General features: G+C 58.6%; 11 protein-coding genes, 2 tRNA genes and 1 pseudogene. 6 read left to right on the top strand and 8 right to left on the bottom strand.

What is annotated here, in order from left to right:
* Positions 1-82: 82 nt before the first annotated feature.
* The 8 genes from QN377_RS21805 to rnr all read right to left on the bottom strand — a co-directional run bounded on the left by QN377_RS21805 (position 83) and on the right by rnr (position 9,951).
* Positions 83-2,389: a YgiQ family radical SAM protein gene (locus tag QN377_RS21805; RefSeq protein ID WP_095000967.1), complete on the bottom strand. Its 2,307-nt coding sequence runs from the start codon at positions 2,387-2,389 to the stop codon at positions 83-85.
* 232 nt (positions 2,390-2,621) lie between these two features.
* Entirely contained in the window at positions 2,622-4,016 is a 1,395-nt protein-coding gene (gene dnaB, locus QN377_RS21800; protein ID WP_016783319.1) for a replicative DNA helicase, read from the bottom strand.
* Between the two features lie 120 nt (positions 4,017-4,136).
* The gene (gene rplI, locus QN377_RS21795; RefSeq protein ID WP_003439047.1) at positions 4,137-4,583 is read right to left on the bottom strand and encodes a 50S ribosomal protein L9; all 447 of its coding nucleotides are present in this window, start codon (positions 4,581-4,583) and stop codon (positions 4,137-4,139) included.
* A gap of 19 nt (positions 4,584-4,602) precedes the next feature.
* The gene (locus tag QN377_RS21790) at positions 4,603-5,499 is read right to left on the bottom strand and encodes a hypothetical protein (RefSeq protein WP_095000965.1); all 897 of its coding nucleotides are present in this window, start codon (positions 5,497-5,499) and stop codon (positions 4,603-4,605) included.
* 36 nt (positions 5,500-5,535) lie between these two features.
* Complete coding sequence (gene rpsR / locus QN377_RS21785) at positions 5,536-5,766, bottom strand: 30S ribosomal protein S18 (RefSeq protein WP_003171373.1); 231 nt, start codon at positions 5,764-5,766, stop codon at positions 5,536-5,538.
* Between the two features lie 28 nt (positions 5,767-5,794).
* Positions 5,795-6,220 (bottom strand): 30S ribosomal protein S6, encoded by a 426-nt coding sequence (rpsF, locus tag QN377_RS21780; RefSeq protein ID WP_003439045.1) that lies wholly within the window; start codon positions 6,218-6,220, stop codon positions 5,795-5,797.
* Between the two features lie 306 nt (positions 6,221-6,526).
* Positions 6,527-7,291, bottom strand: a complete 765-nt coding sequence (gene rlmB / locus QN377_RS21775) for a 23S rRNA (guanosine(2251)-2'-O)-methyltransferase RlmB (RefSeq protein WP_095000964.1) — start codon at positions 7,289-7,291, stop codon at positions 6,527-6,529.
* On the bottom strand, positions 7,288-9,951 hold the full coding sequence (gene rnr / locus QN377_RS21770; protein ID WP_095000963.1) for a ribonuclease R: 2,664 nt from the start codon (positions 9,949-9,951) through the stop codon (positions 7,288-7,290). Before rnr ends, rlmB begins: the two co-directional genes overlap by 4 nt.
* Before the next feature lie 227 nt (positions 9,952-10,178).
* Here rnr and QN377_RS21765 point away from each other — a divergent pair.
* The 6 genes and pseudogenes from QN377_RS21765 to QN377_RS21740 all read left to right on the top strand — a co-directional run.
* Positions 10,179-10,265 (top strand) — tRNA-Leu (locus QN377_RS21765).
* A 174-nt stretch (positions 10,266-10,439) separates the two neighbouring features.
* Positions 10,440-10,526, top strand: a tRNA-Leu gene (locus tag QN377_RS21760).
* 192 nt (positions 10,527-10,718) lie between these two features.
* A complete protein-coding gene (locus QN377_RS21755) occupies positions 10,719-11,225 on the top strand; it encodes a sigma-70 family RNA polymerase sigma factor (protein WP_178126974.1) in 507 nt (168 codons plus the stop codon).
* Entirely contained in the window at positions 11,218-12,186 is a 969-nt protein-coding gene (locus QN377_RS21750) for a FecR family protein (protein WP_130872272.1), read from the top strand. The genes QN377_RS21755 and QN377_RS21750 overlap by 8 nt, the downstream gene beginning before the upstream one ends.
* 145 nt (positions 12,187-12,331) lie before the next feature.
* Entirely contained in the window at positions 12,332-15,106 is a 2,775-nt protein-coding gene (locus QN377_RS21745; RefSeq protein WP_240882244.1) for a TonB-dependent receptor, read from the top strand.
* Positions 15,103-15,292, top strand: a pseudogene (locus QN377_RS21740) (cytochrome-c peroxidase); the annotation flags it as partial. The gene QN377_RS21745 and the pseudogene QN377_RS21740, both read left to right, overlap by 4 nt.

The following is a 15,292-nucleotide window of genomic DNA, read 5'->3' as shown; positions in this document are numbered from 1 at the left end:
GCCTGCTCGCGAAGGTCGTTCGCGAGCAGGCTCGCTCCCACAATAGGGCTTGACCTGCAACAGAGTATCTACAAGGGCAGGCTTAGCGCGGCACTACCGGCTTGCGGGCCGGGCGCTGGCTCTTGCCGCCCTTGGCTGCTTCCTGGCGCTCCTTGGCGGCCTGCTTGTTGCGGGCAAACGCAGCAGCCTTGGCCTGTTCACGCTTGTCCCACGGGTTGCCACCATCACTGGCACGCGGCGGCAGGCCAGTGTGCTGGGTCAGGATCTTGGTGGTCTTCTCACCCGCGACCTTGTGGCTACCGGCAGGCGTCGAGTTTTTGCGACGGGCACTCTGGTAGCTGTCGGTCGCCGGCTGATGCAACGGGATCAACTGGTCCTTGCCCGAACCGATCAGGTCGGCACGGCCCATGCGGGTCAGCGCCTCACGCAGCATCGGCCAGCCTTTCGGGTCGTGATAGCGCAGGAACGCCTTGTGCAGGCGGCGCTGCTCCTCGCTCTTGACGATGGTCACCGAGTCGCTCTTGTACGTGACCTTGCGCAGCGGGTTCTTGCCCGAGTGGTACATCGCGGTGGCGGTAGCCATCGGCGACGGGTAGAACGCCTGCACCTGGTCGGCACGGAAACCGTTGGTCTTGAGCCAGATGGCCAGGTTCATCATGTCTTCGTCTTTAGTGCCGGGGTGAGCGGCAATGAAGTACGGGATCAGGTACTGCTCTTTGCCTGCTTCCTTGGTGTACTTCTCGAACATGCGCTTGAACTTGTCATAGCTGCCAATGCCCGGCTTCATCATCTGGTTGAGCGGACCTTCCTCGGTGTGTTCCGGGGCGATCTTCAGGTAACCACCGACGTGGTGGGTGACCAGTTCCTTCACGTATTCCGGCGACTCGACGGCAAGGTCGTAACGCAGACCGGAAGCGATCAGGATTTTCTTCACGCCCGGCAAGGCACGGGCGCTGCGGTAAAGCTGAATCAGCGACGAGTGGTCGGTGTTCAGGTTCGGGCAGATGCCCGGGAAAACGCAGGACGGCTTGCGGCACGCGGATTCGATTTCTGGCGTTTTGCAGGCGATGCGGTACATGTTCGCGGTCGGGCCGCCAAGGTCGGAAATAACCCCGGTAAAGCCTGGCACCTTGTCGCGGATCTCTTCGATCTCGCGAATGATCGATTCTTCGGAACGGTTCTGGATGATGCGCCCTTCGTGCTCGGTGATCGAGCAGAAGGTGCAGCCACCAAAGCAGCCCCGCATGATGTTCACCGAGAAACGGATCATGTCATAGGCCGGGATTTTTTCCTTGCCGTACGCAGGATGGGGAATACGTGCGTAAGGCATGCCAAACACGTAGTCCATTTCTTCAGTGGTCATCGGGATCGGTGGCGGGTTGAACCATACATCCACTTCGCCGTGCTTTTGCACCAGCGCACGGGCGTTGCCCGGGTTGGTTTCAAGGTGCAGCACGCGGTTGGCGTGGGCATACAGCACCGCATCAGCACGTACTTTCTCGACCGATGGCAGACGGATGACCGTCTTGTCACGGGTCATGCGCGGGCTGGCCAGGATCTGCACGACCTTGGCTTCGTTCGGGTCTTCAACCGGGCCCTTTTCCTGCTCGATGGCGCAGGCCTGGGTGTCCTGGGTGTTGACGTACGGGTTGATGATCTTGTCGATCTTGCCCGGACGGTCAATACGCGTGGAGTCGACTTCATACCAGTCTTTTGGCGTATCGCGACGAATGAACGCGGTGCCGCGCACATCGGTGATGTCTTCGACTTTGTGGCCGTAGGACAGACGCTGGGCTACTTCGACGATGGCGCGCTCGGCGTTGCCGTACAACAGGATATCGGCACAGGCGTCGATCAGGATCGAATTGCGTACACGGTCCTGCCAGTAGTCGTAATGCGCGATACGGCGCAACGAAGCTTCGATACCGCCGAGTACGATCGGTACGTTTTTGTAGGCTTCCTTGCAGCGCTGGCTGTACACCAGACTGGCGCGATCCGGACGTTTGCCTGCCATGCCACCGGGGGTGTAGGCGTCATCGGAACGGATCTTTTTGTCAGCGGTGTAGCGGTTGATCATCGAGTCCATGTTGCCGGCGGCAACGCCGAAGAACAGGTTCGGCTCGCCCAGCTTCATAAAGTCGTCTTTGGACTGCCAGTTCGGCTGGGCAATGATGCCCACACGGAAACCCTGGGACTCCAACAAGCGACCAATGATGGCCATGCCAAATGACGGGTGATCGACATAGGCATCACCCGTCACGATGATGATGTCGCATGAATCCCAGCCAAGCTGATCCATCTCCTCCCTGCTCATGGGCAGGAATGGTGCTGGGCCGAAACATTCGGCCCAGTACTTCGGATAGTCAAATAGAGGCTTGGCTGATTGCATGTCGATGACCGGTGTTGAGTGCAAAAAAGGGGGCGCGGCATTTACTAAGAAATTCGCGGGCGCGGAATATAGCACAAAAAATGACCAATTCCGACGGCAATGGTCGGAATTGATTGGCGCAGGCATATTGTCTGTGGGAGCGAGCTTGCTCGCGATTCAGGCGGCGCGATCTATCTGATTGACCGCGTCGATGCTATCGCTGGCAGGCCAGCTCCCACAGAAGCCGGACAGGTTAATCGTCGTCGAAGTTGTAACTGCCTGGCGCCAAGTTTTCGAAGCGCGTGTATTTGCCGATAAACGCCAGGCGCGTGGTGCCGATCGGGCCGTTACGCTGCTTGCCGATGATGATCTCGGCAATGCCCTTGTGCTCGGTCTCGGGGTGGTACACCTCGTCCCGGTACACGAACATGATGACGTCGGCGTCCTGCTCGATGGCTCCGGATTCACGCAAGTCGGAGTTGATCGGGCGCTTGTTGGGCCGCTGCTCAAGGGAACGGTTGAGCTGTGACAGCGCGACTACCGGGCAGTTGAATTCCTTGGCCAGCGCCTTGAGGGAGCGGGAAATCTCGGAGATTTCGTTGGTACGGTTGTCACCGCCGGAACCCGGGATCTGCATCAATTGCAGGTAGTCGATCATGATCAAGCCGATATCGCCGTGCTCACGCACCAGTCGCCGGGTACGGGCGCGCATTTCCGAGGGGCTGATGCCCGCGGTATCGTCGATAAACAGTTTACGGTCATTGAGCAGGTTGACCGCCGAAGTCAGGCGCGGCCAATCGTCGTCTTCGAGGCGACCGGCCCGGACCTTGGTCTGGTCGATGCGACCCAGCGATGACAGCATACGCATGATCAGCGATTCACCTGGCATCTCGAGGGAGTAAACCAGTACCGCTTTCTCGCTGCGCAATACGGCGTTTTCAACCAGGTTCATCGCAAAGGTGGTTTTACCCATCGATGGACGACCGGCGACGATAATCAAGTCCGCAGGCTGCAAGCCGCTGGTCATGCCATCGAGGTCGGTGTAACCGGTGGACAGGCCGGTGATGGCGTTGTCGGTGTTGAACAGCGTGTCGATACGGTCGATGGCTTTGGTCAACAGATCATTGACGCTCACCGGGCCACCGGTTTTTGGCCGGGCCTCGGCAATGGCAAAGATCTGGCGCTCGGCCTCATCGAGGATTTCTTCGGCGCTGCGCCCTTCCGGGTTGAATGCACTGTCGGCGATTTCGGTGCTGATACCGATAAGCTGACGCAACGTCGCACGCTGACGCACGATCTGGGCGTAGGCCTTGATGTTGGCGACCGACGGCGTATTTTTTGCCAGTTCACCGAGGTAGCCCAGGCCGCCCACCTGCGAAGTCTGACCTTCCTTGTCCAGTTGCTCGGCAAGGGTCACGACGTCAATCGGGGAGTTCTGGTCTGCCAGCTTGGCTATGGCGCGGAAGATCAGGCGGTGGTCATGTCGATAAAAATCACCGTCCGAAACCTGATCCAGCACGCGTTCCCAGGCGTTGTTGTCCAGCATCAAACCACCGAGCACAGCCTGTTCGGCCTCGATGGAATGCGGAGGCACCTTCAGGGCTGCGGTTTGTAGATCGTATTGCTCAGGAGCGGAGATATCGTTCATGGCCACTTGGAATTAGTTTGAAAATCAGGATCTGCAGAAAGACAAAGGGCACGACCTGTAAACAGGATCGTGCCCGATGTTAACCGTCCGGCACACAAGGTGCCAGTCAGTTAAGACTGCTTAAGCAGCTACCACAACAACGCGTACGGTTGCTTCAACTTCGGCGTGCAGGTGCACAGCCACGTCGAATTCGCCAACGTTGCGGATAGTGCCGTTCGGCAGACGAACTTCGCTTTTTGCAACTTCAACGCCGGAGGCGGTCAGTGCATCAGCGATGTCGTGAGTGCCGATCGAGCCGAACAGCTTGCCTTCGTCGCCAGCGGTGGCAGTGATAGTCACTTCCAGCTCAGCCAGTTGGGCAGCGCGTGTTTCAGCCGAAGCTTTTTTGTCTGCAGCAGCTTGTTCCAGCTCAGCACGACGCTCTTCAAACGCAGCCAGGTTGGCAGCGGTTGCAGCGGTAGCTTTGCCGTACGGCAGCAGGTAGTTACGACCGTAACCGGCCTTAACATTTACTTTGTCGCCCAGGTTGCCCAGGTTCGCGACTTTTTCCAGAAGGATCAGTTGCATGTGAAAATCCTCTTAACTTTTAACCTTCACCGTCCGCAGAGTCTTTATCGGTGCCTTTCGGCGCCAGACGTCCGCGAAAATCAATCAGGCTGTCGACAATGGCCAAGACCACGAGCAACGGATAGATCAGCTGCATAAACAGCAACAGCGTGACGTACAACCCCACCAGCCAGAACTTGGCCAGTCGCTTTTGCGCCACCAGCCCATGAATCAGGGCCAGCCCGGCGAAGAACAACGCTACGCTGCACAACGGCGTAAGCATGGCCATTTCGGGACCGAAGTTCGGCCCTACAAGCATGCACGCCAGCAATACGAGCGCTGGTCCCAGCGGTAGGCGGATGCTGCGAAATTCGCTGGCAAAACCACCCGGGTTATACAACAACGCCTGCCAATAACGCCCAAGTATCAGGCTCAGCACGCTGACGACCTGCATCAAAGCTGCAATCAAACCGGTGAGGACGGGTGCAATCAGTGCTCCAAGGCGCGCTCGCTCTACGTCAGATAACTTGTCGTAGAGACCATTGAGGACCTGCGGCAGAAGTTTTTCCAACTCCTGCGCCATCGCACCAATGGGTTCGCGGAAAACCGTACCCAGGACCACGCCATACACCACACCCAACGCTACGCTGACCAGCAGCACGCGATTCCAGGACTGACCGGCGCGTAACATCAACGCCAGCCCCAGAGTTCCCAGCAGCACCATAAGGGTGCGGGGCTCTCCGATAAACCACCAGACCAAGGCCGGCAGTAACGCCCATGAGAGAATGCTCAAGGCATCTCTCGGACCGCGCCGCAGAAGCACCAGGCTACCTGCAGCAGCACTCAACCAGAACAAGAACGGCAATGCCGCACATCCGGCCACGATTAACGTGGCCTGCACACGGCCTCGCATGATGAACTCAGCTAAGGCGCGCATGCTTTCAATCCTTTACTACTTGTCGACTGCCCGGTCTCAGCGGCCGTGGCTGTCGGTGTAGGCCAGCAGGGCCAGGAAGCGGGCGCGCTTGATAGCGGTGGCCAGCTGACGCTGATAACGAGCTTTAGTACCGGTGATACGGCTTGGAACAATTTTGCCGGTCTCGGATACGTAAGCTTTCAGAGTGTTGAGATCCTTGTAATCGATCTCTTTCACTTCTTCTGCGGTGAAGCGGCAGAATTTACGACGACGGAAGAAACGTGCCATGTAATTGGCTCCTCAAAAGGTCCGTGGATTACTCGTCAGCGTTATCGCTGGCGTCGCTGTTATCGCTGTCATCGCCATCGGCGCTGTCAGAATGCTCAGGACGGTCACGACGCTCACGGCGCTCACTGCGGTTCTCTTCAGCCTTGAGCATCTCGGACTGGCCAGTTACGGCTTCGTCGCGACGGATGACCAGGTTACGGATCACAGCATCGTTGTAACGGAAGTTGTCTTCCAGCTCAGCCAGGGCTTTGCCAGTGCACTCAACGTTCAGCATCACGTAGTGAGCCTTGTGAACATTGTTGATTGCGTAGGCCAGTTGACGACGGCCCCAATCTTCCAGACGGTGGATTTTGCCGCCGTCTTCTTCGATCAGCTTGGTGTAACGCTCTACCATGCCGCCGACTTGTTCGCTTTGATCCGGGTGGACCAAAAAGATGATTTCGTAATGACGCATGAATGCTCCTTACGGGTTGTAGCCTGCCGCTAACTAAAAAGCGGTCAGACAAGGAGTGAATGACACTTGTGTGTCTTGCCTAGAGAGGCACATATGCGCCCGCCATGACGGCAAGGGGCGCAATTGTAGAGAAGGGACAACAGAGGCGCAAGGCAATTGGTGATTATTTGAACAATCTTTACTTGTATACGCCACAAACCAATGTGGGAGCGGGCTGGCTCGCGATGGCATCGCTGCGGTCATCCAGAGACACCGCGTGATACGCATCGCGAGCAAGCCCGCTCCCACATTTAACAGCCAGCCAGCTTACTTCTTCTTCGAAGAAGTCTTGGCCTTGGCGCCGCGCTGACGCTGGGCTTCGAACAGGCAAACACCTGTCGCCACCGAAACGTTCAGGCTGCTGACGCTGCCGGCCATCGGCAGCTTGACCAGGTAATCACAGTGCTCACGGGTCAGGCGACGCATGCCCTTGCCTTCTGCCCCCATGATCAGGATGGTCGGGCCGGTCAGGTCCTGGTCATAGATACTGACTTCAGCCTCACCGGCCGTACCGACAACCCACAAGCCGCGCTGCTGGAGCTTCTCCAGGGTACGCGCCAGGTTGGTCACGGCAACCAACGGAATAACTTCCGCTGCACCGCAGGCTACTTTTCGTACCGTCGGCGTCAGCGTTGCAGATTTGTCCTTGGGCACGATAACAGCCAGCGCACCGGCAGCATCCGCCGAACGCAGGCAAGCACCCAGGTTGTGGGGATCGGTCACGCCGTCCAGTACCAGCAACAACGGGGCACCTTCAGTGCGATCGAGCAGCTCGTCGAGCATGGCTTCGCCCCAGACCTGGCTCGGACTCACGTCCGCCACCACACCCTGGTGCACGCCTTCGACCCAGACGTCCATTTCACGACGCTCGGCCTGGCCGACAGCCACACGGTTTTCGTTGGCCAGCTCGATCAGCGTTTGTACACGCGGATCACTGCGACCTTCTGCCAGCCATACCTGCTTGACGCGCTTGGGATGGTGACGCAGCAATGCTTCTACGGCATGCACGCCATAGATTTTTTCCAGACTCATGACTTGGCCTTAGGTTTGCGCGCCCCGCCGCTTTTGGCGGCTGGAGCGGTGCCCGATTTTGGCGGGCCTTTACGATGTTTGCTCGGTTTGGAAGGCTTGCCCGCATCTTTTGCAGGCGCCCCCCTACCCGACTTTCCCGGCTCCGATGTCCGACCGCCGCTTTTCGATTCGGCCAGCAGCGCCTGTTTCAGTTCACGGCTTTTGCGCAGCTCGGCGTTTTTTGCCGCAGCATCGCTTGGGCGATAAGCATCATCCGAGGATTTTTTAGCGGGCTTGGCCGGCGCACTGCGACGTGCAGCCGGGGCTGGCTCAACCGGCTTTTCAGTCGGCTTGGTACCGGCCTTGCCTGCATTCCTGGTTTTAGGCGCATCAGCAGTACGATTTTTACGACCAATCGGCGCACTGAGGGTTTTTTCCGCCATTTCGAAGTCAATCTTGCGCTCGTCGAGATCGACGCGCATGACCCGCACTTCAACGGTATCACCCAGGCGGAAGCTGCGACCGGTGCGCTCGCCCGCCAGGCGGTGATGCACAGGGTCGAAGTGGTAGTAGTCGCCCGGCAAGGCAGTTACGTGAACCAGACCTTCAACATAGATATCGGTCAGTTCCACGAACAGGCCAAAACCGGTCACTGCCGTTACCACGCCAGGGAACGACTCGCCTACGCGATCCTTCATGAACTCGCACTTGAGCCAGTTGGTCACATCGCGGGTGGCTTCGTCGGCACGGCGCTCGCTCATGGAGCACTGCTCGCCGAGCTGCTCCAGGATCGCTTCGTCGTACGGATAGATGCGCGCTTTCGGAATGGTCATCGCACCAGCACGGCGAACGTGCGGGGTATCCATCTTGGAATGGATCACGCTGCGGATCGCACGGTGGGTCAACAGGTCAGGGTAGCGACGAATCGGCGAGGTGAAGTGGGTATAGGCTTCATAATTCAGGCCGAAGTGGCCCTGGTTATCGGAGCTGTATACCGCCTGGCTCAACGAACGCAGCATTACGGTCTGGATCAGGTGGAAATCCGGACGGTCCTTGATGCTGGCCAGCAATGCCTGGTAATCCTTCGGCGACGGACCATCTTTACCTTTGTGCAGGCTCAGGCCCAGCTCACCGAGGAACGCACGCAGTTTTTCCAGACGCTCCGGCGGCGGACCATCGTGGACACGATACAGCGCAGGAATCTCGTGCTTCTTGAGGAACTCGGCGGTGGCCACGTTGGCCGCCAGCATGCACTCTTCAATCAGCTTGTGCGCATCGTTACGGGTGGTCGGGCGAATATCGGCAATTTTGCGATCGGAACCGAAGATGATCCGGGTTTCCTGGGTTTCAAAATCAATCGCGCCACGGGTATGACGAGCTGCCAGCAACACCTTGTACAACGAGTACAACTGCTTGAGGTGCGGCACCACATCAGCGTATTCGCTGCGCAGTTGCTTGGCTTCGCTGGTTTTCGGCTGCTCCAGAATAGTGCTGACCTTGTTGTAGGTCAGACGTGCCTGGGAATGGATCACCGCTTCGTAGAACTGATAGTCGGTCATTTCGCCGGTTTTGGAGATGGTCATCTCGCAAACCATGGCCAAACGGTCGACTTTCGGGTTCAGCGAGCACAGGCCGTTGGACAGCTGCTCAGGCAGCATCGGGATCACGCGCTCAGGGAAGTACACCGAGTTGCCGCGAACCTGGGCTTCGGCATCCAGGGCCGAACCGATTTTCACGTAGCTGGAGACGTCGGCAATTGCCACGTACAACTTCCAGCCGCCGGAGAACAGGCGCAGCTTGCCAGGCTTGGCTTCGCAGAATACGGCGTCATCGAAGTCGCGGGCATCTTCGCCGTCAATGGTGACGAACGGCAGATGACGCAGGTCGATGCGCTTCTCTTTGTCTTTCTCTTCGACTTCCGGCTTCAGACGGCTTGCTTCCTTAAGCACAGCTTCCGGCCATACGTGAGGAATGTCGTAAGTACGCAGGGCAATATCGATTTCCATGCCCGGAGCCATGTAGTTGCCTACAACCTCCAGTACATCGCCTTGCGGCTGGAAACGCGGCGTAGGCCAGTGAGTAATCTTCACTTCGACGAACTGACCGATTTTTGCGCCAGCGTTGCGACCCGGGGTTACCAGCACTTCTTGCTGGATCTTCGGGTTGTCGGCCACTACGAAGCCAATACCACCTTCTTCAAAGTAGCGACCCACGATGGTTTCGTGAGCACGGGAAACCACTTCGACGATCACGCCTTCACGACGACCACGACGGTCCAGCCCCGAAACACGGGCCAGCGCACGGTCGCCATCGAACACCAGGCGCATTTGCGCAGGGCTCATGAACAGGTCGTCGCTGCCGTCGTCCGGAACCAGGAAGCCGAAGCCATCGCGGTGGCCACTGATACGGCCGAGAATCAGGTCGAGCTTGTCCACCGGCGCGTAAGTGCCACGGCGGGTGTAAATCAGTTGGGCATCGCGCTCCATCGCACGCAGGCGACGGCGCAAGGCCTCGATTTGGTCTTCTGTGGTCAGACCGAACTCTTCCACCAACTGTTCACGAGCAGCAGGCGAGCCACGCTCGGCCAGGTGCTGAAGGATCAGTTCGCGGCTAGGGATAGGGTTTTCGTATTTTTCCGCTTCACGTGCGGCCTCGGGATCGAGGGTCTGCCAATCGGCCATTAGATAGTTTTCACCTTGTCTATATGCGGGTTAGTTTGGCATACGCGTATTGAAACGGGAAATTTCAGGCACACACTGGGCCTTATTAGTCCTTTCTGACGCGCTTTGCTGCTGTCGACCAACCGTTCGCGAAATATTTTCACTATTTTTAAACACAACGCTTTACAGGTCAAAGGTTCGTCCGTAAGATGCGCGCCATCAACAACGGCAACAGCGTTGAAGATACTGCCCAGATGGTGAAATTGGTAGACACGCCAGCTTCAGGTGCTGGTGATCGCAAGGTCGTGGAAGTTCGAGTCTTCTTCTGGGCACCAATTCGAGATTGCAGAGTAGTACACTCTTCAGCCTCACACAAAAACCCGCGAAAGCGGGTTTTTGCATTCCGGGTCAGCTAAGCCCCTGATTTAATAAAATTAAAACAGGGGTTTACAGATCGAAAAGCTCTACGTATTATGCGCCACATCAACAGCGGCAACGTTGCTGATACTGCCCAGATGGTGAAATTGGTAGACACGCCAGCTTCAGGTGCTGGTGACCGCAAGGTCGTGGAAGTTCGAGTCTTCTTCTGGGCACCAATTCAGGTTTACAGGTTCACCCTGTGTAACCACTCAAAAAGCCCGCGAAAGCGGGCTTTTTAGTTTCCGGGATTCCTTCCTGCCCTCTTCGATACCTTTTATCTGCGGCCTAAAGGTCGTATTTGATAATCTATCTCATCCGCATTAATATCCGGCCAACTTCAGATCCCTGGCTCATCCTCCTGGATACCCGTGCCCGACACCAATGACAGGCTCCAGCTTTACCTGACGCATCGTATCGCCCTGGTCGACTATGCCGCCCCCATCGTGGGCTGCCGGGCCAAGGCAGAAGATGTGGTTCAAGACGCCTGGCTGCGCTTCAGCCAGGGCGCGGACAACCTCGCCCCGCTGACACAACCGGTGGGCTATCTTTACCGTATCGTGCGCAACCTGGCCTTTGACCTCAATCGCCGGGCAACCCTGGAAAACCGCCACACCACCCATAGCGAATCATTGGACGAACACATTTCCAACGCGCCTTCGCCCGAGCAGCAAGCCTTGCATGTGGACGAATTGCGCAAATTGCAACATGCTTTGTCCCGCCTGCCGGAGCGCACGCGCCAGGCATTCGTATTGCATCGCCTGCAAGGCCTGACGTTTCAGCAAATCGGCACGCAACTTGGCATGTCCGTGAGCCTGGCCCACCAATTGGTCCGCGACGCCCTGACCTACTGCGCGGAACAACTGAGTGATGACTGAAAAACCGCCCCCGAACCCGATCTGGGAAACCGCACTGGACTGGCTGCTGCTGATCCAGGAGAACCCTCACGACTCCGAACTGACCGAACGCCTGAACCACTGGCGCGCCAGCGCCCCTGAGCACGACGCGGCTTATCGCAAGGCGCTCAAGGTCTGGAGCCTGAGCGGCGAGGCGCTCACCCTGCCGGCGACAACAGCACCGGCCCCGCCGATGGCACGCCCACCCCAGCGCCTGAGCCGGCGCAAACGCGCACTGGTCGGCGCCGCCGTGGCCGCCAGCGCCCTGCTGATGTGGGGCCCCGACTGGCAGGCGATGCAAGCCGACCACCGCAGCCCCACCGGCGAACACCGCACAGTGGCGCTCAGCGATGGCAGCCAGATGCTTCTCGACAGCAATACGCTTGCCGATGTGCAGTTCAACCCCGATCAGCGAGAAGTCACGCTATTGCGTGGCCAGGCCTTTTTCTCGGTGACCCACGATGCCAACCGCGCCTTCTACGTCAACGCCGGTGACGTGCGGGTTCGGGTGACCGGCACCGCGTTCGCGGTCAACCTGGACGACAACGGCGTCGACGTCAGCGTCGAGAGCGGCACGGTTGCGGTACAAACGCCGCAAGCATCGGTTTCGGCCACGCACCTGCTGGGCCATGGCGACCAACTGCACTTCACTGCAAACGGCCAGCGCACGCGCATCGTGCAATTGCCCCAGGAGCAAATCGCGCCCTGGCGTCGCTGGCAGCTGGTGGCGGTCGATCAATCGATCGATGACGTGATCACACAGTTGCGCCGCTATCAGCCGGGCCTGATTCTGCTGACGGACAAGGCGCTGGGGCAACGACGCATCACCGCAGCCCTGAACCTGCGCGACCCCAAACGCGCACTGCAAACCGCCATTGCCCCATTGGGCGGACGCCTGCAGGACAGCGTACCCTACACCCTGATCGTCTCGACCAAGCCCTGAGCCTCCCTGCGGGCGCGGGCTTGCGCTAACGAAACTATTTTCACTTATTTCTGGAAATCCTGAAGGCCCGGGAGTCTTTACCTACGAACGTCACTGATAAAGATTCGCATTAGTGACTATGGCGTTTCATTTCGTAGGTCACCTCATGCCTTCTTCGCGTTTGCGTTGTGTCAGTGTTGCTCGCTATCGATCGTTGTCCCTGGCCCTGTTGCTCGGCCTGCCCGCACTGGCCATCGCTGCCAGCCCGGCAGCCGACACGCCAATCAGCCGTCAACAACTGCACTTCCAGATCCCGGCCCAGCCTTTGGCCAGCGCCCTGATTGCGTTTTCCCAGCAGTCAGGCTGGCAGGTCAGCGCGGAAAGCACCGTGCTCAACGGCCTGACCAGCTCGCCAGTCGATGCCAGCACCAGCCCCGAAAAAGCCCTGGCCCACCTGTTGCGCGGCACGGGCATGCAATGGGAAGTGACCTCGTCTGACAGCGCCTCAATCCTGCCGCCCGCCCAAAGCGATGTACTGCAAATCAAAAGTACCCCCATCACGGCGATGGAGCCGGTGTTCCAGGGCGAACAGGTGATCGACCGGCAGATGATCGAGGACCTGCCCTCGGGCAACGGTGATATCACCAGCCTGCTGCGCACCAACCCCAACGTGCAGTTCGACAACAGCCAGTTGAGCAGCAAAAACCCGGGGGAAATCGCCCCCGCCGATATCAGCATCAACGGCGCACGGCCCTGGCAGAACCTGTTTATCGTTGACGGCATGAGCATGAACAACGACCTGGACCCGGGCAACAGCAACGACGACTTCGATGAGATACCGGGGCGCAGCCAGGGCCTGGCGCTGGACACCGACCTGCTGGAAAACATCAAGGTCTACGACAGTAACGTGCCGGTAGAATTTGGCGGCTTCAATGGCGGTGTAGTCGAAGCCAATACCCGCGACCCCCGCAAGGAACTGCACGGCAAGGTGTCGGTACAAATGACCCGCTCCGAGTGGACCCGCTATCACCTGAACAAAGACGACCCGGACCTGGAGAACTTCAAGGCCGGCTTTGGCAACAACTACCAGCCCGACTTCGAAAAAGTCATCACCCGCGCCACCCTCGAAGGCCACCTGACCGACAACTTCGGCTTGCTGGGCACCTTCTCGCGTAAAGAATCCACCATGCCGACCCGCCTGTTTTCCGTGGCCAACCAGACCGAAACGGCAATGGAGACCGAAGAACAATCGCGGCGCATCGACAACTACTTCCTCAAGGCCACCTGGCAGATCAACGAAGACTGGAAGCTCGATACCACCCTGACCCACGCGCCGGAAACCGCCCGCACCTACGGCCCCAACTCGCTGGTGTCCGGCCGCGATATGGATGCCGGTGGCGACAGTATCAGTACGCGCCTGGTGTGGAACGCGCCCCTGGCCCGGGTTGAGCAGAACCTGAGCTGGAGCGAGCTGAATACCTCACGCTATTCCGACCGCGACTACATGATCCTCTGGCGAACTTCGGCCAGCCGTGACTGGAGCACCTCGGCATTCGCCACCGAAGGCGGTTTTGGCGATATCGAAGAAACCCAAAAAACCCTGGCCTACAAACTCAAGGCCGACTGGAACAGCTTCAAATGGCTGGGTGTGGATCATTCGCTGCAAACTGGCCTGGAGCTGTCGCAGAACTCGGCCAGCTATGAGCGCGGCACACCCTACAGCAGCTATGCGGTGGACAAGGCCACGTCATGCACCGGCAATGACCCGCTGTGCTCAATGGCGCCAACAATCAATGGCTGGCCTGGCCAGTATGCGAACAAGATGACCGTTACCCAGGGCAAAATTGCCTTCGACACGCGTTCATGGGCGCTGTATCTGCAAGACGAAATGCACTACAAGCGCCTCACCGTCAGGCCCGGCATCCGGGTGGACGGCGACAACTATATGAATCAGATCACCTTCGCCCCGCGCCTGGCCACCGAGCTGGACGTGTTTGGCGATGGCAAGACCCGCCTCACTGCCGGCGCCAACCGTTACTACGGACGCAACCTTTACGCCTATCGCCTGCGCGACGGTATTGCCTCGATGAGCACCGAATACACCCGCAAGACGCAGACGTCTGACTGGGAGCTGAGCAAGCACATCGCCAATGACAGCAAATTCAACCAGCTCAAAGTGCCTTACGACGACGAACTGACCCTGGGCCTGAGCCACGTGCAGTGGAACACCGAGTTCGCCGTCAAGTACGTCAACCGTAAGGGGCGCGACCAGATCAGCCGCGCCTGGGGCGCGCAAATCGGCGAACCGTCCGAAGACACCTCGACCCTGGCTGCCAACTACTACACCTACTACAACGGCGGCAAAAGCGACGCCGACATCTACACCCTGAGCATCACCCCCCTGCAACCCTTCAATCTGGGCAGCACCCGCACCACTGCGCAGTTTGCGATGGACTGGAGCAAGATCAACAACACCGGGTTGTCCAGCTACAGCGCCAGCATCGGCGCTATCTACGTAGAAGACCCGACGATCCAGTACGACGGCAAGTTCATGAAGTATTCCGACATGCCCGCCAGCAACTACAACCGCCCCTGGACCGCGCGCCTGACCACCGTGACCGAAGTCGAGCCCCTGCACCTGACCTGGACCAACTTCCTGCGTTACCGCGACGGCTACCGGCGCATTGCCTCCACCAACAAAAAGGTCGAGCACGAAGGCAGCAGTGTCTATGTCTGGGAAGAAACCCCGTTCTCCGGGGCACTGACCTGGGACACCCGTGTTGCCTGGGAGATGCCCACCGCCAAGGATCAGGCCGTTTTCGTCAATCTCGACGTCAGCAACCTGCTGGACAAGACCATCGTCAGCTCCACCGACACCAACGGCGTACTCAACTATGAAGTCGGCCGCCAGTTCATGCTGGAAGTGGGGTATAAATTTTGAAGACCCTATTCCTCGGCCTGACCCTCGGCACCCTGACCCTGAACGCAGTCGCCTGCGACGAACAGGCCGCCGACTACAAAACCTGCATCGCCCAACAATACCGCCAGCCCGTCGCCCAATGGCCTTCACCCCAGGTAGATGCCGAAGTGCAATGGCAGGAAATGGCCCTGTCTCTTATACACATCT

The organism is Pseudomonas sp. CCC4.1 (genome assembly GCF_035019225.1).
GTDB classification, from domain to species: domain Bacteria; phylum Pseudomonadota; class Gammaproteobacteria; order Pseudomonadales; family Pseudomonadaceae; genus Aquipseudomonas; species Aquipseudomonas bubulae.
The sequence above is the reverse complement of the archived record's forward strand: the minus strand, read 5'-3'. Positions and strand labels throughout refer to the sequence as shown.